15 protein-coding genes are annotated in these 21406 nt (G+C 67.2%); 9 read left to right on the plus strand and 6 right to left on the minus strand.

Going from position 1 to position 21406, the window contains the following annotated elements; genetic code table 11:
- Positions 1–301 precede the first annotated feature (301 nt).
- Entirely contained in the window at positions 302–2203 is a 1902-nt protein-coding gene (gene asnB, locus VG561_RS05510; protein ID WP_423179438.1) for an asparagine synthase (glutamine-hydrolyzing), read from the plus strand.
- Positions 2204–2895: 692 nt separating this feature from the next.
- Here asnB and VG561_RS05515 read toward each other — a convergent pair.
- Positions 2896–3243, minus strand: a complete 348-nt coding sequence (locus tag VG561_RS05515; RefSeq protein WP_014035870.1) for a phasin family protein — start codon at positions 3241–3243, stop codon at positions 2896–2898.
- A 118-nt stretch (positions 3244–3361) separates the two neighbouring features.
- Complete coding sequence (gene queD / locus VG561_RS05520) at positions 3362–3724, minus strand: 6-carboxytetrahydropterin synthase QueD (RefSeq protein WP_014645831.1); 363 nt, start codon at positions 3722–3724, stop codon at positions 3362–3364.
- Between the two features lie 192 nt (positions 3725–3916).
- On the opposite strand from queD, the gene VG561_RS05525 reads away from it, so the two are divergent.
- Both VG561_RS05525 and VG561_RS05530 read left to right on the plus strand, forming a co-directional pair.
- On the plus strand, positions 3917–6556 hold the full coding sequence (locus tag VG561_RS05525; RefSeq protein WP_423179439.1) for a TonB-dependent receptor: 2640 nt from the start codon (positions 3917–3919) through the stop codon (positions 6554–6556).
- A 74-nt stretch (positions 6557–6630) separates the two neighbouring features.
- On the plus strand, positions 6631–9225 hold the full coding sequence (locus tag VG561_RS05530) for a M14 family zinc carboxypeptidase (RefSeq protein WP_423179440.1): 2595 nt from the start codon (positions 6631–6633) through the stop codon (positions 9223–9225).
- A 557-nt stretch (positions 9226–9782) separates the two neighbouring features.
- On the opposite strand, the gene VG561_RS05535 is transcribed toward VG561_RS05530, so the two are convergent.
- Positions 9783–11198 carry a DEAD/DEAH box helicase gene (locus tag VG561_RS05535; protein ID WP_046428694.1) on the minus strand — a complete coding sequence of 472 codons (1416 nt, stop codon included), beginning with the start codon at positions 11196–11198 and terminating at the stop codon, positions 9783–9785.
- A gap of 865 nt (positions 11199–12063) precedes the next feature.
- On the opposite strand from VG561_RS05535, the gene VG561_RS05540 reads away from it, so the two are divergent.
- Positions 12064–13053, plus strand: coding sequence for a fumarylacetoacetate hydrolase family protein (locus VG561_RS05540; protein WP_014645836.1), 990 nt, complete (start codon positions 12064–12066; stop codon positions 13051–13053).
- A gap of 14 nt (positions 13054–13067) precedes the next feature.
- On the plus strand, positions 13068–13736 hold the full coding sequence (gene maiA, locus VG561_RS05545; RefSeq protein WP_423179441.1) for a maleylacetoacetate isomerase: 669 nt from the start codon (positions 13068–13070) through the stop codon (positions 13734–13736).
- Positions 13737–13780: 44 nt separating this feature from the next.
- Here maiA and VG561_RS05550 read toward each other — a convergent pair whose 3' ends face one another.
- The 3 genes from VG561_RS05550 to VG561_RS05560 form a co-directional block, all read right to left on the minus strand.
- Positions 13781–15241: a UdgX family uracil-DNA binding protein gene (locus VG561_RS05550; RefSeq protein ID WP_262092970.1), complete on the minus strand. Its 1461-nt coding sequence runs from the start codon at positions 15239–15241 to the stop codon at positions 13781–13783.
- Positions 15222–16505, minus strand: a complete 1284-nt coding sequence (locus VG561_RS05555) for a putative DNA modification/repair radical SAM protein (protein ID WP_423179442.1) — start codon at positions 16503–16505, stop codon at positions 15222–15224. Before VG561_RS05555 ends, VG561_RS05550 begins: the two co-directional genes overlap by 20 nt.
- A 131-nt stretch (positions 16506–16636) precedes the next feature.
- Entirely contained in the window at positions 16637–17764 is a 1128-nt protein-coding gene (locus VG561_RS05560; RefSeq protein WP_014645840.1) for a PilT/PilU family type 4a pilus ATPase, read from the minus strand.
- A 121-nt stretch (positions 17765–17885) separates the two neighbouring features.
- On the opposite strand from VG561_RS05560, the gene VG561_RS05565 reads away from it, so the two are divergent.
- The 4 genes from VG561_RS05565 to VG561_RS05580 all read left to right on the plus strand — a co-directional run bounded on the left by VG561_RS05565 (position 17886) and on the right by VG561_RS05580 (position 21365).
- A complete protein-coding gene (locus VG561_RS05565; protein ID WP_019660954.1) occupies positions 17886–18251 on the plus strand; it encodes a DUF4398 domain-containing protein in 366 nt (121 codons plus the stop codon).
- Positions 18248–19132 carry an OmpA family protein gene (locus VG561_RS05570; protein ID WP_049466189.1) on the plus strand — a complete coding sequence of 295 codons (885 nt, stop codon included), beginning with the start codon at positions 18248–18250 and terminating at the stop codon, positions 19130–19132. The genes VG561_RS05565 and VG561_RS05570 overlap by 4 nt, the downstream gene beginning before the upstream one ends.
- Positions 19133–19456: 324 nt before the next feature.
- Positions 19457–19693 (plus strand): YdcH family protein, encoded by a 237-nt coding sequence (locus VG561_RS05575; protein WP_005407964.1) that lies wholly within the window; start codon positions 19457–19459, stop codon positions 19691–19693.
- 301 nt (positions 19694–19994) lie between these two features.
- Positions 19995–21365 (plus strand): pyridoxal-phosphate dependent enzyme, encoded by a 1371-nt coding sequence (locus VG561_RS05580; RefSeq protein WP_014645842.1) that lies wholly within the window; start codon positions 19995–19997, stop codon positions 21363–21365.
- Positions 21366–21406: the final 41 nt, after the last annotated feature.

Raw genomic sequence — 21406 nt, forward strand, 5'->3', positions numbered from 1 at the left:
CGATGCTATCCCAGCCTTCGGGCCGCCCGGGTCCCGGGGGCGGGCGCCATTCAGCCGGGGTTGCTGGCGCGCGGGCCGGGTCTCAGTCCCGGCAACAACTTGGCGGCCAGCATAGCCTGTTGCTGTTACAAAACGTTACCTTCGTGATACGGCTGGTGACGATCGCTGACAGCAAAGCGACTGACGCCGCGCGCCCCCGCGCCGAGCATGGAGTCTCCTCCGCTCCGCGTGCCGTCCCCATGTCGCCCGCCGCCCCCTGCCTGCCGAACCTGTCCCGCCGCTGCCAGTGCGGAGGCTTCCGATGAGCGGCGTGGTCGGGGCCTGGCTGCCGCCCGCCGAGGATGAGCAGCTGCTGCAGCAGCTGGCCCCGATGCTGCGCGCGCTGCAGCAGCGTGGGCGTGGCCGCATCGGCTACTGGACCGACGCCGAGGCCGGCCTCGCGCTGGGCCATTGCCGGGCGCCGACCGATACGCCGTTGCAGCCGCTGAGCTCGGACTGCGGTCGCTACGTGCTGTGCCTGGACGGCCGCCTGTACAACCGCGGCGACCTGCAGGCGCAGCTGCGCGATCTGCCCCGCAGTTGCAGCGATGCGCGGCTGCTGCTGCAGGCGATCGTCGAATGGGGCGTGCAGCGGGCGCTGTCGCGCATCGAAGGCGCCTTCGGTTTCAGCGTCTGGGACCGGGAGTCGCGCGTGCTGTGGCTGGCCCGTGATCCGGTGGGCGAGCGGCCGCTGTATTACGGCTGGTACCAGGGCCAGTTCCTGTTCGCCTCGGAGTTGAAGGCGCTGCAGGCCTTCGCCGGCTTCGCGCCGAGCATCGACCAGGATGCCCTGAGCCTGCTGCTGCGCCACGACTATGTGCCGGCGCCGCACACCATCTACCGTGGCATCCACAAACTGGTGGCGGGCGCGATGCTGCGTATCGATCTCAGCGACCATGCCGCGGGTTGCTCCAGCCAGGCCGCGCAGGGCGGCGCGCGTTACTGGTGCGCACGCGACGCGATGCAGAGTGCACTGCAGGAGCCGCTGCAGCCGGCGCCGAGCCTGGAACAGGCCACCGACCAGCTTGAAGCGGTACTGCAGAAGGCCATCGCCTCACGCATGCACTCGCCCCTGGCGTGCGGCGCGTTCCTGTCCGGCGGTACCGACTCCTCGCTGGTGACGGCGATGATGCAGGCACAATCGACCCTGCCGATCGAAGCGTGGACGGTCGGCTTCGACGATCCGGGGCATGACGAAAGCGACTGGGCGTCACAGGTCGCGCGCCATCTGGGCGTGCAACACCACCTGCATCGCATGGACGCGCGCCAGGGCCTGGACCTGCTGCAGCGCCTGCCGCAGGTCTGGTGCGAGCCCTTCGCCGACGCCTCGCAGCTGCCGACGCTGCTGGCCAGTGAACTGCTGGGGGCGCGCAAGCCGGTGGCACTGACCGGTGACGGTGGCGATGAACTGTTCTTCGGGCATCCCAGCTATGGCCGCGCGCTGCGCAATGCGCGCCTGTGTGGTGGCCTGCCGGACTGGGTACGCGACCTGGCGCGGCGCAGCGGCAACCGCATGAACGTCGAGCGCGGCCGCCTCGGTGGTTGGCGCGCCCTGGTGGCCGAGGTGGCTGCCAATGATGTGGAAGGCCACTACCTGCAGCGCGTGACCCGCTGGCGGCAGCCGGCGCAGGTGGTGCTGGGTGCGCGCGAACCGGTGACGATCTTCCAGCAGCAGGACACGGCGCTGCCGGCCGAGGCGCGCATCCAGCTGCTGGATTTCCGCATGGACCTGGCCGAGGGCATCCTGGCCAAGGTTGATCGTGCGGGCATGGCGGCGGGCGTTGAAACCCGTGCGCCGCTGCTGGACATGGAGGTGGTGCGCCTGGCCTGGCGGCTGCCGCAGCACCTGAAGTATCACGATGGGGAGCACAAGCGGATCCTCAAGCATCTGCTGGCACGCTATCTGCCGGAGCCGCTGGTGTATCGCCCCAAGCGCGGCTTTGGCCCGCCGATGGCGCGCTGGTTGGCGGGCCCGCTGCGCGACTGGGCGGAGGCGCTGCTGGATCCGCAGCTGCTGCGCAATCAGGGCTGCTTCGATGTGGCGCGCGTGCGTGGTGTCTGGGAGGCGTTCCTGCGGGGCGAGCGCAAGTGGCACACACACCTGTGGAACGTGTTGATGTTCCAGGCGTGGCACCAGCACTGGCACGGTGGTCGCGGGCGCTGAGCCGTTCCTGCATCGCGTGCGGCGGGTTCAATCTGCGCGGCGCCGGGCGGAGGCCCTTGCGTACGAATGTCCTCCGGCGCCGGCCGTTGGCCGTCACCTCCCCCTTTACTTCGTACGCAAGGGCCTCCGCCCGGCGTTCGGAGTTCGTCGGCGCCTCCTTGAAAGGCGGCCGCGAGCGCTGTGATCTCCTCGCCGGAAGCCGAGCCTCGTCGGGGCGGGCAGGGCCCATCGGTTCGCGGCGGATCAGGACGAAGACATGCGTGTGGCGGATGCATTCTGCGCGGCGCAGGGCGGAGACCCTTGCGTACGAATGTCCCCCGGCGCCGGCCGTTGGCCGTCACCTCCTCCTTTACTTCGTACGCAAGGGCCTCCGCCCTGCGTTCGGAGTTTGTCGGCGCTTCCTTGAAAGGCGGCCGCGCGTGCTGCGCTCTCCTCACCGCACGCCGAGCCTCGTCGGGGCGGGCAGGGGTCTGGGCAAAGTAAAGGAGGAGGTGACGGCCAACGGCCGGCGCCGGGGGACATTTGCCCAGACCCCTGCCCGCCCCGGCGGGGCCCTTCAGCCTGCAGAGACGTCGCACGAAGACGCGCTTCGGTATCCAAACGACAGGCAAAAAAAGACCCGGCAGAGGGAGGGATCTGCCGGGTCCGGATTGCGTGGGGGGAGGGACCCACGCAATGAGTGTTGCGTCGCGTCAGTGGTTGTTCGCGTCCGCCGTTGATTCGTTGTAGCCCTGCACCAGCTCGGACCAAGCCTTGCTGGCCTGCAGGCCGAGACCGACCACGTCCTGCTGGGCCTGGCCCAGCCGCTGCAGGTTGTCCTGCCACAGCTGCGCGCCCTTGGAGAGCGTCCCGGCCGCATCCTCGCCGCGGGCCAGTTCACCCAGCCAGCCGCCGGTCGCAGTCAGGTTGCGCTCCATCACCTTCAGCTGCACGCCGAACATGCTTTCCGCGTTCTCCAACGCCAACCGGTTCGCACGCGTTGCCGCGGCGGCGAGCTGGCGGGTGGCATCACTGAAGCGATCGCTGAAGGCGGCGGCCATGGGGGGCGTCAGGGAGTGGCTTGATGCATTGCAGCATACGCCCTTGATGCGGCAATGCAACAAAAATAACAAAGGCGCCCAAGGCGCCTTTGAAACACCTTTCAGATCAATGGGTTGATCAGGCAGTGGGGCCGCGGTAACGGCACCCCGACGTGCAGGTTTCGTGCACGGTGATCTCGCTCAGCGCCGGCAGGCCGGGCTTGAGCTCGTTCCAGATCCACACCGCCAGGTTCTCGCTGGTCGGGTTCTCCAGGCCGGGGATGTCGTTGAGGTAGTGATGGTCCAGGCGATCGTAGATCGGCTGGAAGGCCGCCTTCACGTCACCGAAATCCATGATCCAGCCGGTCTGCGCACCCGGCTCGCCCTCGACCTTCAGTTCCACCCGGAACGAGTGGCCGTGCAGGCGCGCGCACTTGTGCCCCGGCGGTACGTTGGGGAGGCGGTGCGCCGCCTCGAGCATGAAGACTTTGAAGATTTCCATGGCGCAATTGTACGCCGCAGGTGGCCGGCCATCCTGAGCGGATGCCGGGCTCTCGTGAAGTAACTCTTTCCATCCGGATGAAGAGATGATAGTTTCTCTTATATCCGTATGAAGAGATGTTATTGGCCGGACCCGGGCCAGGCATGGACTACTGCGGAACTTCATCGCCCTTACCACCTCCCCCACATCGTCATGCCCAAGCACACCCTGCTCGTGGCGGCCCTGGCCGTCGCTCTGGCCGCGCCTTTGTCCGCCGCCGCCGAAACCTCCGCCGACGCCAGTGGCGAAGCCAGCACCCTGGCCGCCGTGCGTGTCACCGGTTCCAACATCAAGCGCACCGATACCGAGGCCTCCAACCCGGTGCAGGTGATCGGCCGCCAGCAGCTGGAACAGACCGGCAAGGCCACCGTGGCCGATGTGCTGCGTTCGATCTCGGCCAACACCGGCAACGCCAGCAACGAAACCACCAACAACGGCTGGGCCTCCGGCTCGGCCGGCATCGGCCTGCGCGGCCTGTCGCAGAAGAACACGCTGGTGCTGCTCAACGGCCGCCGCCTGGCCAACTACGGCTTCCCGGCCGGTGGCCTGTCCGATACGTTCGTTGATCTCAACGCGCTGCCGCTGGTCGCGGTCGAGCGCATCGAAGTGCTCAAGGACGGCGCCTCGGCGGTGTACGGTTCCGACGCCGTGGCCGGCGTGGTCAACATCATCACCCGGCAGAACTTCGAAGGCGCCGAGATCGGCGGCAGCTTCGGCGGTGCCGACCAGGGCGGCCTGCACGAGCAGAACATGAAGTTCGTCGGCGGCCTTGGTGATCTCGACACCGATGGCTACAACATCCTCTTCAGCCTGCAGGGTTACAACCGCGAACGTCTGGACCAGGACGAACGCAACCTGACCAGGAGCGGCATCTACACCGACAAGCCCGGCGGCCGCTGGAACGGCTGGTCGGCCAAGGGCGCGCGCTACCTGGTCAACGGCGTGTCGGTGCCGATGCTCGACGCCAACGGCAACTGCCCGGTCGGTACCACCCGCGTCGCCAGCGCGCCGATCGACGGCCTGGCCGGCGACACCTGCGGCTTCAACCAGGCCCCGTTCACCACGCTGATCCCCTCGACCAAGCGCTACCAGGCCTATGCCAACGGTACCTTCCGCCTGAACGACAACGTCGAAGCCTTCGGCGAAGTGCTGTACAGCCAGATCAAGAGTGCCGCGTGGTTCGGCAGCAGCCCGTTCTTCACCCTGGAGAGCGGCCGCTTCGCATTGAACGCCAACAGTGGCCTGGCCGAACCGGTGTCGTCGCTGCTGCCGGCCAACAATCCGTACAACCCGTACGGCCGTGCGATCCCAATCGAATACACCTTCTTCGACCTCGGCGGCACGATCAAGACCAACCGTTCCACCGCCTATCGCGGCGTGTTCGGCCTGCGTGGCACCACTGCGAACTGGGACTGGGAAGTGGCTGCATTCGGCGCACGCAGCAGCGAGCGTGAGAGCGTGTCCGGCGGCTTCGCCAATCGCTGGGCGCTGGCCGATGCGCTGGCCACCGGCAGCTACAACCTGCTGAATCCGGCGGCCACGCCGCAGTCGGTACGTGATTCGATCAACATCGCCACGCTGCGCCCGGCCGAGTCCAAGCTGCAGGGCGTCGACGCGAAGATTTCCGGCAGCCTGGGCCACACCTGGGCCGGCGAGATCGGCTTCGCCGCCGGTGCCGAGTGGCGCCGCGAGAAGCTCGATTCCAACAACCCGTGGCAGATCGATGCCGGCCTGCAGGTGCGCCCGGCCATCGCCGAAGTACATGGCCAGCGCCAGGTCAGTGCCGCCTACGCCGAAGTGAACGTGCCGCTGGCCTCGACCCTGGAACTGTCCGCCGCCGCGCGTGCCGATCACTACGATGATTTCGGCGATGCGTTCTCGCCGAAGATCGGCCTGCGCTGGCAGCCGCTCGATTTCCTGCTGGTGCGTGCCTCGGCGTCGAAGGGCTTCCGTGCACCGTCGCTGTCGGAGAACTCCAACAGCACCAGCATCGCCTACGGCAGCGTGGCCGACCCGCGTGATCCGGACGTGCCGGGCTCGCGCCAGAACCCGACCTTCTTCACCGTTGGCAACAACGCACTGAAGCCCGAGCGCACCAAGAGCGTGAACTTCGGCGTGGTGCTGTCGCCATGGGCCAACACCAACCTGAGCGTGGACTACTACCGCATCCAGCTGGACAACCTGGTAGGCACCAACAACACCCAGACCCTGGTCAACGACAACGTGGCCGGCGCCGTGCAGCGCGACGAGCGCGGCAAGCTGCAGGCCGTCTACAACCGCTACCAGAACCTGAGCGAGCTGAAGACATCGGGCATCGACGTCGAGCTGCGCCAGCGCATCCCGACCGCTGCGCTCGGCGACTTCACCGTGTCCTCCGCCTACACCCACGTGCGCGACTACCGTCGCCCGACCGTGGTCGGCGGCCCGCTGGTCGACTACGCCGGCAGCAACCTCGGCGCGACCCTGCCCAAGGACAAGGCCACCACCACCCTGGACTGGAAATACGGCGACTTCAACGCCGCGGTGACCTGGTACTACACCAGCAGCTACCGCCAGGAGGCCAGCACCGCCGCCAAGGCCGTGCAGCAGCGCGTCGGCAGCTACAGCCAGTACGACCTGTACCTGGCCTACACCGGCATCGACAAGCTGACGGTGTACGCCAAGGTGCAGAACCTGGCCGACAGGACGCCGCCGTACGATGCCTCGTTCCCGGGCATCCGCGCGCCGTACGACTTCAGCCAGTACGACCTGCGCGGCCGCTACTTCACGCTGGGCTTCGACTACCGCTTCTGATCCACCCGCTGCGACCGGTCTCCCCAGGGGACCGGTCGCGCGACCGCCTGCCGTTGTGTTCCAGGGGAGTCACCGTGTCCTTGCATCGTCGTGCCGTTCTTCCGTTGCTGCTTGCCGCCGCCACCGCACTGTTCCAGCCGCAGCCGGTACAGGCACAGAGCACCTACTTCTTTCCGCAGGCTGCCGATGCAGCGGCGTTCGATACCGCCGTGCCCACGCCGGAGCAGTTCCTCGGCTATCCGATCGGCAGCCGTTACACCCGGCACGACCAGCTGGTGGCGTACTTCCAGGAACTGGCCCGGCGCTCGGACAGGATCAGCGTGCGCGAGATCGGCCGCAGCTATGAGGGCCGCCCGCTGTTGATCGCCACTGTCACTGCCGCAGGCAACCACGCGCGGTTGGAACAGATCCGCCAGCAGCACGCGACCCTGGCCGATCCGGCGCAGCCGCGCAGTGCGGCGGGCGACAGCCCGGTGGTGGTGTGGCTGGGATACAGCGTGCATGGCAACGAGACCTCCAGTGCCGAGGCGGCGATGCTGACGGCTTACTACCTGGTGGCCAACCGCAGCGCCGAAACCCAGCAGTGGCTGCAGCAGGCGGTGGTGCTGTTCGACCCGGCGCAGAATCCGGACGGTCGCGATCGTGCCGCCAACTGGCACAACGCGTGGGCCTCCGATCCGGCCTCGGCCGACCCGGCCGACAAGGAGCACGTCGAACCGTTCCCGCAAGGGCGCACCAACCACTACTTCACCGATCTCAACCGCGACTGGCTGGCCCTGACCCAGCAGGACTCGCGGCCGAAGGTGGAGGTGTTCCACCAGTGGTACCCGAACGTGCAGATCGACTTCCACGAAATGGGCAAGGACAGCACCTACTACTTCGAGCCCTCGCCGAAGAGCATGCACAGTCCGCTGATTCCCGCGGCGTCGTACGAATTCAACAAGACCCTGGCCAGGTACCACGCGCAGGCGCTGGATGCGCTGGGCTCGCTGTACTACACCGGCGAGAACTTCGACAACTTCTCGCCGGTATACGGCTCGACCTACCCGGACTTCCATGGTGCCGTCGGCGTGACCGTCGAACAGGCCAGCTCGCGCGGCCGCGTGCAGGAATCGGTGAATGGCCTGCTGACGTTCCCGTTCACCATCCGCAACCAGGTCGCCACCGGGCTGGGCACCGTGCGCGGCGCAGTGACCGAGCGCAGCGGCCTGTTCGACCTGCAGAAGCAGTTCTTCCAGAGCGCGCTGAAGCAGGCCGCACAGCAGCCGGTGAAGAGCTTCGTGTTCGGTGATGCGCATGATCCGGCACTGACCCGCCGCCTGCTGGAACTGTTGGTGCTGCATCGCATCGACGTGCGCGCGCTGGATCGTGCCGTCACTGTCGATGGCCAGCGCTTCGATGCCGGCAGCGCCTACGTTGTGCCGGTCCAACAGGCGCAGTTCCGCCTGGTGCATTCGATCTTTGCCGAGACGCCGCCGATCAAGGGTGATGTGTTCTACGGCAGCACCAGCTATGCAATCGCACCGGCCTACGGCGTGGCCTTCGCCGGTAGCCGCAGCCGTATCGAAGGCGGTGCACGCGTGACCGCGCTGCCGGCGGCGCAGGGCGCGGTGCTGGGCAGCCAGGCCGGGTTCGCCTACGCGATCGACTGGCGCGACTACAACGCCGGGCGCGCGCTGGCCGCACTGCAGGGCAAGGGCGTGAGCGCACGTGCGGCATTCCAGCCGTTCACCACCGCGACCGCGCAGGGCGAGGTCAGCTTCGCCGCCGGCAGCCTGGTGATTCCGGTGGCCGGGCAATCGCTGCAGGGCGCAGCGCTGCTTGAGGCAGTGAGGTCGGCCGCGCGCGAGGCGGGTGTGCAGGTGCACGCACTGCCCAGCGGCCGCAGCCGCGAAGGCATCGACCTCGGCAGTGACGGCGTCAAGGCGCTGCGCAAGCCCACGGTCGCGCTGGTGATGGGCGAGGGCGTGGCCGCCACCGAGATCGGTTCGGCGTGGTTCCTGCTCGACCAGCAGCTGCACCTGCCTGCCAGCAAGCTGGACCCGCAGCAGCTGGGCAAGGTGCCGCTGGACCGCTACACCACGATCGTGCTGTCCGGCGGCACCTACACCGGCATCGATGCCACGGCGGTGGCCGCACTGAAGCGCTGGGTGCAGGCCGGAGGTTCACTGGTGACCTACGGCAGCGCCTCGAAGTGGGCGATCGAACAGAAGCTGGCCGACGGCGAGAAGCTCGGCAAGGAAGAAGAGACTGCCGACGAGAGCCGCCGTGCGTTCGGCGACCAGCGCGACATCGCTGCGATCGAGCGGGTCAGCGGCAACATCCTCAGTGCCGACGTGGATACCAGCCATCCGTTGGCGTTCGGCGTGCCGCGCCGGCAACTGGCGATCAACAAGGAAAACACGGTGACGCTGCAGCCGAGTGCGAACCCGTTCTCGACGGTGGTACGCATCGACGCGCCGCCGCGGGTGAACGGTTACTTGTCCGAGCGCAACCGCACGCGGGTGGCGGGCAGCGCGTGGCTGCTGGTGTCGGCGCAGGGGCAGGGTAACGTGGTGCTGTTCGCCGATGATCCGGCGCATCGCAAGTACTGGCATGGCACGGACCGGCTGCTGATCAACGCGATCTTCTTCGGGAATCTGGTAAATCCGGCGAAAGCGCGGGGTTGAGGTGTTTGGCGCCGAGTTTCTGTTGTGCTTGGGAGGCAGGGGGCCTCAGCCAGGACACGCCGTAAACCCATCCATGGGGGCTCGATGGCGCCATCCTTGGCGCCAACGGTCCTGGCTGAGGCCCCCTGCCTCCCATGAAAGTTTCCTGCGGGCGCGGACGCATCAGACCCCAAGGCGGGAGCAAGGGCAAATACAAAAGCAAAAGCAAAAGCAAAGCCAGGAATTGCGACTTCGGCTTTTGCCTTTGAATTTGAATTTGAATTTGAATTTGATCTTTCTTCTCCCGGCTACCCGGCGGGACAAGAAGGCGCAGGCAATGCTTGAAGCGGATGGGCATGGGGGCAGCGCAGAACCGTTGGCGCCATGGATGGCGCCATCGAGCTTACATGGACGTATTTACAGCGTGTTCTGCGCTGCCCCCATGTCCATCCGCCCTCGGTACTGCCACCGCGTGCTTTGTCACCCGGTAGCCAGCAACAAAAAAGGACGGCGCGTCAGCGCCGTCCCTCGGTAAGAAGCCCCCGCGCAGCGGGAAGCACCCTCCCTGTCAGCTGGGATCAGCCGGCGCGACCGCCGCCGTTGCCACCCTGGCCGCGACCACGGCCGCCACCATTGCCGCCACCGCCACGGCGCTGGCCCTGACCCGCGCCCGCACGCTGCTGGCCGTTGCCGCCGCCCTCGCGACGGCCACCACCGGCCTTCTTCGGGCCGGCATGCGCATGGCGCGGCGCATCGCCGTGCGGACGGCGTGCGTGGCTCTTGCGCGGCGCGCGCTCACCGGTATCGTGCTCGGCCTTGCCCGGCGCACTGTTGCCCCAGCGGATCGGCGTCTGCAGCTCGAAGCCCGGCACATCGCGGATGTCCATGTCGCGGCCCAGCAGGCGCACGATCGCGCGCAGCAGCTTCACTTCATCCTGCGCCACCAGCGAAATCGCCTGGCCGGTCGCGCCGTTGCGGCCGGTGCGGCCGATGCGGTGCACGTAGTCCTCGGCCACCATCGGCAGGTCGAAGTTGATCACCTTCGGCAGCTCGTTGATGTCGATGCCGCGCGCGGCGATGTCGGTGGCCACCAGCACGGTCACGCGGCCGGCCTTGAAGTCACCCAGCGCACGCAGGCGCTGGCCCTGGCTCTTGTTGCCGTGGATCGCCGCGGTCTTGATGCCCGACTTTTCCAGGAACGTGGCCAGCTTGTCGCTGCCATGCTTGGTGCGGGCGAACACCAGGGTCTGCTCGCGGCTGTCCTGCGCCAGCAGGTGCAGCAGCAGGTCGCGCTTGCGGCCGGCGTCGACCGGATGCACGCGGTGGGTGATGGTTTCGGCCACGGTGTTCTTCGGCGTTACCTGGATCTGTTCCGGGTTGCGCATGAACTCCAGCGCCAGCTGGCGGATGTTGTCCTCGAAGGTGGCCGAGAACAGCAGGGTCTGGCGGTTCTGCTTCGGCAGCTTGGCCAGGATGCGCTTGATCGACGGCAGGAAGCCCATGTCGAGCATGCGGTCGGCTTCGTCCAGGATCAGCACTTCAATGCCGGACAGGTCGACGCTGCGACGCTCAAGGTGGTCGATCAGGCGGCCCGGGCAGGCCACCAGCAGGTCCACGCCACGGCGCAGGATGTCCAGCTGGTTGCCCATGCCGACGCCGCCGTAGATGCAGGCGCTGGGGATGCGCAGGTACTTGCTGTAGCCACGCAGGCTGTCATGCACCTGGGTGGCCAGCTCGCGGGTCGGGGCCAGGATCAGCGCGCGCGGCTTGCGCGGGCCGGCACGTACCTCCTGCGAGGCGGTGCCCAGGTGCTGCAGCAGCGGCAGGCCGAACGCGGCGGTCTTGCCGGTGCCGGTCTGTGCGCCGGCCAGCAGGTCGCGACCGGCCAGCGCCAGCGGGATCGCCTGCTGCTGGATCGGGGTCGGGTTTTCGTAGCCCTGCTCGGCGAGCGCGCGCAGCAGGAAGGGCGCCAGGCCCAGCGATTCAAAAGACATTGAGTTTGCTCCAAGTACAAGAAACGCCTGTCCGAGCGGACAGACGGGGGCAGATCAAACTGATCGGCTGACTCGGAGCGTTCCCGTGAACCGCGCTGCGAGAATTGGGTGCAGCCGGCACGAAGCGCAGGCTGGAATGCGTGACGAACGGCGTCGGAGTGGGGGCGGGCGAAGAGGGCGGACCCTGGTCGCCGGCGATCCCGGAGGGAAACGGACGGCCGCTGCAGACCCTGCAAGTCTAAACGATGTTCGAGACTTCGCGCAAAAAGGCCTGTTCAGGTAGGGCGTCTCTGCAGGGCTTGCAGCCCTGCACCCGCGGAGGCCAGAGCCACGTCAACGTCAAAAGCTGGCTTCCTGAGGGTTGGCGGGGTGGGTCCGGTTGAGGGGGGCGCCGTAAACCCATCCATGGGGGCTTGGTCGCGGCATCCATGCCGCTCACACCCCCTCAACCGGACCCACCCCGCCTTCGACAGTTTTTCGCGATCTGTCGAATCTCATTCGATTTATTTCGATATCTGACGGATTTCGACGATGAATGATGGGGATGTTAGATCCGTCATCGGGAAACTGTCGGGGGTAGGGCGGTGTGGGTGGGCAGGACCGTTGGCGCCATGGATGGCGCCATCGAGCCCCCATGGACGGGTTTACGGCGTGTCCTGCCGGCCCACACCGCCCCGCCCAACCAGCAGAAAGCCAGAGCCGCTTTTGACGTTGCCGTTGCTGTTGCATTGAGCAGGTGCAGGGCTGCAAGCCCTGCCGAACCCCCCACTACGGTAGGGTGGGCCGATGCCGCGCTGCAGCTTGGCGTCGCCGCAGATTTGATTACACTTGAAACTTGTTTGCCCACGACTCCGGACACCCACCCATGAAGCTTGGTTCTTTGAAGGAAGGCGGCCGCGACGGCACCCTGATCGTCGTCTCGCGTGACCTGCGCCACGGCGTGCGCGCCACCGGCATTGCCGCCACCCTGCAGCAGGCCCTGGAGGACTGGAGCCACATCGCACCGCGCCTGAACGCCCTGTACGAATCGCTCAATGCCGGCGATGCCGATGGCGTGTTCGACCTCGACCCGCAGGCACTGGCCGCGCCGATGCCGCGCGCCTATGAGTTCGTCGATGGCAGCGCCTACCTGCCGCACGTCGAGCGCGTGCGCCGTGCCCGTGGCGCCGAGGTGCCGGAGAGCTTCTACACCGACCCGCTGATGTACCAGGCCACCAGCGCCGGCTTCTACGGCCCGCGCGATGCGGTCAAGGTGGTCAGCGAGGACTACGGCATCGACCTGGAAGCGGAGATCGTGGTGATCACCGACGACGTGCCGATGGCGGCGACCCCGGAACAGGCAGCCGGTCATATCCAGTTGGTCGGCCTGGTCAACGATGTCTCGCTGCGCAACCTGATCCCGGGCGAGCTGGCCAAGGGTTTCGGCTTCCTGCAGTCCAAGCCGCGCTCGGCGCTGTCGCCGGTGTTCGTCACCCCTGACGAGCTGGGTGCCGCGTGGCAGGACAGCAAGGTGCACCTGCCGCTGCTGACCCACATCAACGGCCAGTGGTTCGGTGCGCCGGAAGCGGGCGTGGACATGCAGTTCAATTTCGCCCAGCTGGTTTCGCATGCGGCCAAGACCCGTCCGCTGGTCGCCGGCACCATCGTCGGCTCGGGCACCATCGCCAACGAGGACACCAGCAAGGGTGCGTCGTGCTTCGCCGAGCAGCGCGTGGTCGAAACCCTGCGCGACGGCAAGCCGAGCACGCCGTTCATGTCGTTCGGCGACGTGGTCCGCATCGAGATGCTCGATGCCGCCGGTAACAGCATCTTCGGTGCGATCGAGCAGCGCATCGAACAGGCGGCCAGGCCCTGAGCATGGAGGCGGCCATGGAGATCCCGGTCGACGACGGCATCGAGCTGTACACCTACTGGCGATCCAGCGCCGCCTACCGCGTGCGCATCGGCCTGGAGCTGAAGGGCCTGGCCTGGGAGGCCCGGCCGGTGCATCTGGTGCGCGACGGTGGCGAGCAGCACCGGGATGCCTATCGGGCGCTCAACCCGCAGCAGCAGGTGCCGACCCTGCTGCATGAGGGGCATGTGCTGACCCAGTCGCTGGCGATCCTCGAATACCTGGACGAGCGCTTTCCGCAGGTACCGCTGCTGCCGGCCGACGCCGCCGGCCGCGCGCGGGTGCGGGCGCTGGCCCAGCTGGTGGCCTGCGACATCCACCCGATCAACAACCTGCGGGTGATGCAGTACCTGGAGCGCGATCTGCAGGTGCCGGCCGATGCGCGCACGCAGTGGACCCTGCACTGGATCGCCGAGGGCTTCGCGGCGATGGAAGCCCTGCTGGTCAACAGCCGTGACACCGGCGCCTTCTGCCATGGTGACCGTCCCGGCCTGGCCGATATCTGCCTGCTGCCGCAGCTGTACAACGCCCACCGCTTCGGCCTGGACCTGGCACCGTACCCGACCCTGCGCCGCATCGAAGCGGCCTGCCAGGCAGTGGATGCCTTCGACCGCGCACGCCCGGAAAACCAGCCCGACGCCGCCTGAAAAAAAGGGGACGGAGGGGATTAAGTCGCATATGCACTTACGACTTAATCCCCTCCGTCCCCTTTCTGCCGCAAACGGGCCAGGTCATCGCGGAACACCCGGTAGGCTTCCTCGCGGCGCGCATCGTCGGCCTGCCGCAACACCCATGCCGGGTGCACCGTGGCGTAGCCGCGCGTGCCGTCCTCGAGGGTGTGCCAGCGTCCGCGGTCGCGTGCGAGGTCGAAATCACGACCGAATACCGAGGCTGCGGCTGTCGCGCCGAGGCACACGATCACCTGGGGCCGCACGCGTGCGATCTCACCCATCAGCCAGGGGCGGCAGGCCTGGATGTGGCGGCTTTCCGGCCGCTTGTGCAGCCGCACCTTGCCGCGCCGCTCATGGTGGAAGTGCTTCACCGCGTTGGTGAGGTACAGCTGGGCGCGATCGATTCCCAGTTCCGCCAGTGCGCGGTCCAGCACCTGGCCGGCAGGTCCTGCGAACGGCTGCCCGCGCAGATCCTCGGTATCACCGGGCTGCTCGCCGATCACCATCACCCGCGCATCGGCAGGCCCCTGCCCGAACACGGTCTGCGTGGCCTGCTCCCATAGCGGGCACTGGCGGCAGGCACTGGCCTGTCCGCGCAGATTGTCCAGGCTGCTGGCATCGGCTGCCGGCGCCGCAGCGTTCGCACGCGGGGGAATCCTGCGTTGCGGTGCCTGTGCCGGCCGGTCATGCATTTCCTGCACGCGGTCGGCCGCGTCGCGCACCAGGCGTGGCAGCAACTGTGCTTCAGGCAGGTGGCGCCAGTACTTGGCCGGCATCTCCTGCATCATCATCCGTGTGTTGAGTCGCGCCGGATTGAAGATGCTGGCGTAGTAGGTCTGCCACAGCGACTCCCGTGCATCCTCGGCCGGGGCATCTTCGCGCCGTGCACCGGGGCCGAAGGCAAGCGCCTGCCCATCCCAGGCGACGCTGCGCGAAGGGGTCAGGATCGCCCAGCGCATGCCGGTGAAGCGGCGCGCGAAGAACGGCGCGACCCGGTCGACGATGTGGTGTTGCGGCTCGAACCAGGCGATGAACGCATCGGGCTGGCCAGGTACCTCGCGGAAGCGCACGAATGCCTTCATCTTGTGCGTGTCACGGCGGACGGCCTGGGCGAGGGCTGTCGCGCGCAGGACATCGGCGTCGGCGGGGTTGCCCAGCACTGATCGCTCGCCATGGGCGATGCGCCACAGCAGGCGATACAGCACGGCCAGGCGCTGGGGATCGCGATGGCACAGGCAGGTGGCCGCCAGCTCCAGGAAGTCACGTGGAACGTTGGGTGCACCGGCATCGGCAAGCATCGGGGCCTGCTGCACGGCCGGCGCATCCAGCAGCGACGTGTCACTCCCTTCCAGCCAGTCCAGCTGCGGCGGGGCAACGCCGCGCAGCAACGCTTCGCGCGCAGCATCGCGCCAGGCCTGCAGCGACCACGGCGGATCCACCCGCAGCGACCAACGCTGCGCGTCAGGACGCAGACGGGGCATCGAAAAGCGAACCCTGGCGCGGCGGCGGGGCCAGCTGCGCGCGCAGCGCCGCCGGATCATCCAGTGCTTTGCGCGGGTGATGGTCGGCCAGCAGCACGAACGGCAGCAGCTTGCTCATCGGTGCCTTCAGGCGCGCGATGTCGGCCACGCGCAGCCGCCCGTGGCGGCGTGCCATCAGCACGCGCTTGACGTTGCGCACGCCAAGGCCGGGCACGCGCAGCAGCATTTCCTTCGGTGCCCGGTTCAGATCGACCGGAAAGCGCTCGGGATGGCGGATCGCCCAGGCCATCTTGGGGTCGATATCCAGGTCGAGCATGCCGTCCTGGGTGGTGTCGGTAATCTCCTCCACACCGTAACCGTAGAAGCGCAGCAGCCAGTCTGCCTGGTAAAGGCGATGTTCGCGCTGCAGCGGTGGCGGCTGCAGTGGCAGCTGCCGGCTGGCGTCCGGAATCGGGCTGAACGCGGAGTAGTAGACCCGGCGCATGCGGTAGTTGCCGTACAGACTGTCGGCGCTGGCCAGGATCTGCTGGTCGTTTGCCCCGTCCGCGCCGACGATCATCTGGGTGCTCTGCCCGGCCGGTGCGAAACGGGGAGGGCGCGGGCGAGCGCTGCGGCTGGCCGTCGGCGCCACCGCTGCGGGGGACTTGCGAGCCTCCTTGGCTTCCTCGATGCGCCAGCGCAGTTCGCCCATCGCGCCACGGATCGAGTGCACCGTCTTCTCCGGTGCCAAGGCGCTCAGGCCGGCTTCGGTCGGCAGTTCCACGTTGATGGACAGGCGGTCCGCATAGCGCCCGGCACTGGCCAGCAGTTCCGGCGAGGCCTCGGGAATGGTCTTGAGGTGGATGTAGCCGGCGTAGCGGTGTTCTTCGCGCAGCTGCCGGGCCACTTCCACCATCTGCTCCATGGTGTAGTCCGCATTGCGGATGATGCCGCTGGACAGGAACAGGCCCTCGATGTAGTTGCGCTTGTAGAAGTCCAGGGTGAGCGTGACCACCTCGTCCACGCTGAAACGCGCGCGTGCCACGTTGCTGGAGACCCGGTTCACGCAATAGGCGCAGTCGTAAATGCAGAAGTTGGTCAGCAGGATCTTCAGCAACGAAACGCAGCGGCCGTCGGGCGTGTAGCTGTGGCAGATGCCCATGCCCTCGGTACTGCCGATACGGCCACTGGCGCGCGAATCGCGTTTGCCCGAGCCGCTGGAGGCGCAGGACGCGTCGTATTTGGCGGCGTCGGCCAGAATGGCCAGCTTGCGGATGGTTTCCATTGAGGAAACCTACGGATGAGGGGTCTCATTGGATGAGACCGCCCATGAACGCTTCAGAAAAAAGGGGACGGAGGGGATTAAGTCGCAAATGCACTTACGACTTAATCCCCTCCGTCCCCTTTTTCGTGGGGTCAGAAGCCGTGGGTGATGCTGGGTGCGCCGGCCGAGAAATCGGCGTACGGGTCGTGCTCGCCGCTGCTGCCTTCGGACAAACGGAACTTCAGGGCCAGGCCATCGCGCGAGTCGGCCGCGCGCAGCGCTTCCTCCTGCTCGATGATGCCCGCCTTGGCCAGCCGGAACAGGCACTGGTCGAAGCTCTCCATGCCTTCTTCCAGCGAGCCTTCCATCGCCGCCTTGATCTCGTGCACCTGGCCGCGACGCAACAGGTCGCGGATCATCGGCGTATTGATCAGCACCTCGGTGGCCGGCAGGCGACGGCCCTCCTTGTTCTTCACCAGGCGCTGGCTGATCACCGCACGCAGGTTCAGCGCCAGGTTCATCAGCACGTTCTTGTGCGCGCTTTCCGGGAAGAAGTTGAGGATGCGCTCGATGGTCTGGTCGGCGTTGTTGGAGTGCAGGGTGGCCAGGCACAGGTGCCCGGTCTCGGCGAAGGCGATCGCCGCCTCCATCGTTTCCGCATCCAGGATTTCGCCGATCAGGATCACGTCCGGCGCTTCACGCATCGCGTTCTTCAGCGCGTTGTGGAAGGCGTGGGTGTCCAGGCCGACCTCGCGCTGGTTGACGATCGACATCTTGTGCTTGTGCAGGTACTCGATCGGATCCTCGATGGTGAGGATGTGACCGGTGGTGGTGCTGTTGCGGTGGTCGATCATCGACGCCAGCGAGGTGGACTTGCCGGAACCGGTGGACCCCACCACCAGCACCAGCCCGCGCGGGGTCATGATGACGTCCTTCAGCACCTGCGGCAGGTTCAGCTCCTCGATGCTCGGGATACGGCTGCGGATGGCGCGGATGACCATGCCGACCTCGCCCCGCTGCTTGAACACGTTGACGCGGAAGCGCCCGGCATCGGGCAGGGCGATGGCCATGTTGAGCTCCAGCTCGCGCTCGAACTGCGGCACCTGGCCTTCGTCCATCAGCGAGTAGGCGATTTTCTTGACCATGCCCGGCGGCAGGCCGGTGTTGCCCAGCGGATAGAGCTTCCCCTCGATCTTGATGTAGACCGGTGCCCCGGTGGTCAGAAACATGTCCGAAGCGTTCTTTTCGGTCATCAGCTTCAGGAAGTAGCCGATATCCATTGCGAATTTTCCCCAACGAAACGGCCGACGCCCGTTGCCAGCACGGTGTCGGCTTGACGACAATGGCCGTGAACCGACAACCGGTACGGCCTCCCCAATGAAACGACTTAGCTTCGCACGAATGCGCCATGGCCTGTATGTGATGGCGTTTGCATTCGCACTGTCTGCCCCCGCCTGGGCGCAGGACGCCGCCCTGGAACTGGCGCAGGCCCGGCAGGCGGTCGACAAGGCCACCCAGGCCGACGCCGACCAGTACGCCCCGGACCTGATCGGTCTGGCCCGGCAGGGGCTGGAGCAGGCCCAGCGCGCCGCCGGCGACCGCCGCGAACGGAAGAACGCCCCGGCGATGGCCCTGCGCGCCGCCGCCGATGCCGACCTGGCACGCGTCCGCAGCGAGGAAGCCACCGTCAGCGCGCAGCTGCAGCTGCGCCGCAACGAGGTCAACCAGCTGCAACGCCAGCTGTCGACCGGGGAGGACCGCCGGTGAAGCCGATGACCGCCGCAACCCTGGCCGCGCTGCTGGCGCTGCCGACCCTGGCCGTGGCCGCCGACAACCCGATGGTGGCGCAGCTGAGCCAGCGCCTGATGGCCATCCAGGCCAACCCGGATACCGCTGAGCTGGGCGCCTTCGAGCGCATGCAGGCGCAGCAGGCCATCGCGACCCTGGACAAGGCCAAGCGCCGTGACCAGGAGCTGGCCACCTACCTGGCCGAGCGCCGGGTGGAGATTGCCGAGACCGCGGTGCGCACTGCGCTGGCCGCCCGCGAGGTCGACCGCCTGGAGCGCACCCGCAGCGACCTGCTGATCGAGGCCAGCCGCCGCGATGCCGCCCGTGCCCGCCAGGAAGCCGAACAGCTGCGCATGCAGGCGCAGATGCAGGCCGAGGAAGCCGAACGCCTGCGCCAGGCCGCCGAGGCCGAAACCCTGGCCCGCCAGGACGCCGAAAACGCCCTGACCAGCGTGGCCGGCAAGCAGCAGCAGCGCCTCAGCGCCGCCCAGCAGAACGCCGCCAAGCTGGCCCGCGAGGAGGCCGAGCTGGTGTCGGGCCAGAAGCTGCCGGGTTCGAAGTTCGATGCGCGCGGTGAGGTCTTCACCTTCGGGGGCGACGCGTTCGCTGCAGGTGCGTCCAGCCTGTCTGGCGGCGCCCGCAACCAGGCCAAGGCGCTCGCCGAGTACCTGAACATCGGCAAGAAGGGCCGCCTGCGCATCGAGGCCTACGACAGTGCCAACGGCGTGGGCCAGAAGCGTGCCGAAGCGCTGCGCGACGCCCTGGTCGCGGGTGGTGTCGCCAGCAACCGGATCCAGGTCAGCGGCAAGAAGGCAGCCTCCACCCGGGCCCGTTCGGCCGAGGTCATCATCGCGCCGTAATGCATTGATATTGTTTGTTTTTCGTTGCAATGAGCATTCAGCCTGAACCCCGCCCCGGCGGGGTTCGGTCTTTTTGTCGCAGGGGTCTTGTACCCCGCCCTGAGCAGGCGTAGGGTCAATCGTCCGGGACGCAATGCCGCGGACCGGACGATGGGAGGGCCGGGCCGATGCAAGCAGGGCGCGAACCGCAGCAGATCGACGTGCGCAGGCCAGTGCCGCAGGTCGTTGCAGGCGTCCAGGTGGCCATCGACCGGCACTCCTCCATGAACAACGCCCCGTGCCTTGCGGCCGGGGCGTTCGTGTATCTGTCGAAGGAGGTCCATCATGTTTGAAGATCAGCCCCAGAGCGAGATCGACGCCCGTCGCGCGCGTGATCCGGAGTTCAGGGCACTCCATGACCAGCACCGCAAGTTGAACAAGAAGTGCATGGACGCGGAGTTGGGTGTACTCCCGATCGATGATGTCACCCTGGGTCGCATGAAGCGTGAGAAGCTGCTGGCCAAGCAACGCCTTCTGCGAATGTACGAAACACCGCTCCCAACGACGTCCCCCACGCTTTGACGCACCCCGTCGCGCCCGGAACGGCGTGACCCGGCCATCGATGGCCCCGCCGGGCGCTTCTGCCCCGGCATCGCGGCACCGCCGATGAGGCGGCCGCGCCAAGGCACCACAGGCGGTGGTGCCTTGGTCTCCAGGCACCACTCACCGATGCGGGCGGTACCGGTCTCCTCGTCGATCCGGGGCCGCCCGCATCCCTTTACGGGGCCGGCGGGCGGCATCTCCGCGCCGACCTGACATTCAGCGCCATCCGTCGGATAATCATCGGTCCGGCCCTGCGTGGCGCGAATCGAAAGTCCTCCGAATGCCCATCCATTCTTCCGTCCTCGAACTCATCGGCCAGACCCCGATCGTCAAGGCCCAGCGCCTGGACACCGGCGTCTGCGAGCTCTACCTGAAGCTGGAGAGCGCCAACCCGGGCGGATCGATCAAGGATCGCATCGGCCTGTCGATGATCGAGGCGGCGGAGCAGCGTGGTGACCTGAAGCCGGGCGCGACCCTGGTTGAAGGTACCGCCGGCAACACCGGCCTGGGCCTGGCGCTGGTGGCACAGCAGAAGGGCTACAAGCTGATCCTCGTCGTTCCCGACAAGATGAGCCGCGAGAAGATCTTCAACCTGAAGGCGATGGGCGCTGAAGTGCGCCTGACCCGTTCAGACGTCGCCAAGGGCCATCCGGAGTACTACCAGGACCTGGCCAAGACCATCGCCGAGCAGACCCCGGGCGCCTACTTCATCAACCAGTTCGGCAACCCGGACAACCCGGCCGCGCATGAGTTCGGCACCGGCCCGGAAATCCTCGAGCAGATGGGCGGTGACCTCGACGCCATCGTGTTCGGCTGCGGCAGCTCCGGCACCATGACCGGCCTGTCGCGCGCGTTCGCCAAGCTGTCGCCGAAGACCGAGCTGGTGCTGGCCGATCCGGTCGGCTCGATCCTGGCCGAATACATCAACGACGGCGTGCTCAACGACAAGTCGGGCAGCTGGCTGGTGGAAGGCATCGGCGAGGACTTCCTGCCCTCGATCTCCGACTTCAGCCGCGTCAAGAAGGCTTATGCGATCAGCGATGCCGAGAGCTTCCACACCGCGCGCGAACTGCTGGGCAAGGAAGGCATCCTGGGCGGTTCGTCCACCGGCACCCTGCTGGCGGCGGCGCTGAAGTACTGCAAGGAGCAGACCACGCCGAAGAGGGTGCTGGTGCTGGTCTGCGATACCGGCAACAAGTACCTGTCGAAGATGTACAACGACTACTGGATGCTGGACAACGGCTTCCTGCAGCGCCCGCAGCACGGCGACCTGCGCGACCTGATCCTGCGCCCGTACGGCCAGCGCGACACCGTGGTGATCGGCCCGAACGACCTGCTGACCACCGCCTACCAGCGCATGAAGCTGTACGACGTCTCGCAGCTGCCGGTGATGGACGGCGAGAAGCTGGTCGGCATCGTCGACGAAAGCGACGTGCTGCTGCATGTCTATGGCGACGAGGCGCGCTTCCGCGACACCGTGGCCACCGCGATGGTCAGCAAGCTGGACCGGCTGGACGTGAAGTCGCCGATCGAGGCCCTGCTGCCGGTGTTCGACCGCGGCCAGGTGGCGATCGTGATGGACGGCGACGCCTTCCTCGGCCTGATCACCCGCATCGACCTGCTGAATTATCTGCGTCGGCGCGTTCAGTAAGGCGTTTATCGCCGCAGATCGCTGCTGAATCCCGGTTTATC

Origin of the sequence: Stenotrophomonas sp. CASM110, assembly GCF_049384345.1 — a bacterium.
GTDB lineage: Bacteria > Pseudomonadota > Gammaproteobacteria > Xanthomonadales > Xanthomonadaceae > Stenotrophomonas > Stenotrophomonas muris.

Bases quoted from the DNA above. Each gene is read 5' to 3' on its own strand.
- asnB (WP_423179438.1), top strand. From the start codon at position 302: ATGAGCGGCGTGGTCGGGGCCTGGCTGCCGCCCGCCGAGGATGAGCAG.
- VG561_RS05515 (WP_014035870.1), bottom strand. From the start codon at position 3,243: ATGGCCGCCGCCTTCAGCGATCGCTTCAGTGATGCCACCCGCCAGCTC.
- queD (WP_014645831.1), bottom strand. From the start codon at position 3,724: ATGGAAATCTTCAAAGTCTTCATGCTCGAGGCGGCGCACCGCCTCCCC.
- VG561_RS05525 (WP_423179439.1), top strand. From the start codon at position 3,917: ATGCCCAAGCACACCCTGCTCGTGGCGGCCCTGGCCGTCGCTCTGGCC.
- VG561_RS05535 (WP_046428694.1), bottom strand. From the start codon at position 11,198: ATGTCTTTTGAATCGCTGGGCCTGGCGCCCTTCCTGCTGCGCGCGCTC.
- VG561_RS05540 (WP_014645836.1), top strand. From the start codon at position 12,064: ATGAAGCTTGGTTCTTTGAAGGAAGGCGGCCGCGACGGCACCCTGATC.
- maiA (WP_423179441.1), top strand. From the start codon at position 13,068: ATGGAGATCCCGGTCGACGACGGCATCGAGCTGTACACCTACTGGCGA.
- VG561_RS05550 (WP_262092970.1), bottom strand. From the start codon at position 15,241: ATGCCCCGTCTGCGTCCTGACGCGCAGCGTTGGTCGCTGCGGGTGGAT.
- VG561_RS05555 (WP_423179442.1), bottom strand. From the start codon at position 16,505: ATGGAAACCATCCGCAAGCTGGCCATTCTGGCCGACGCCGCCAAATAC.
- VG561_RS05560 (WP_014645840.1), bottom strand. From the start codon at position 17,764: ATGGATATCGGCTACTTCCTGAAGCTGATGACCGAAAAGAACGCTTCG.
- VG561_RS05565 (WP_019660954.1), top strand. From the start codon at position 17,886: ATGCGCCATGGCCTGTATGTGATGGCGTTTGCATTCGCACTGTCTGCC.
- VG561_RS05575 (WP_005407964.1), top strand. From the start codon at position 19,457: ATGTTTGAAGATCAGCCCCAGAGCGAGATCGACGCCCGTCGCGCGCGT.
- VG561_RS05580 (WP_014645842.1), top strand. From the start codon at position 19,995: ATGCCCATCCATTCTTCCGTCCTCGAACTCATCGGCCAGACCCCGATC.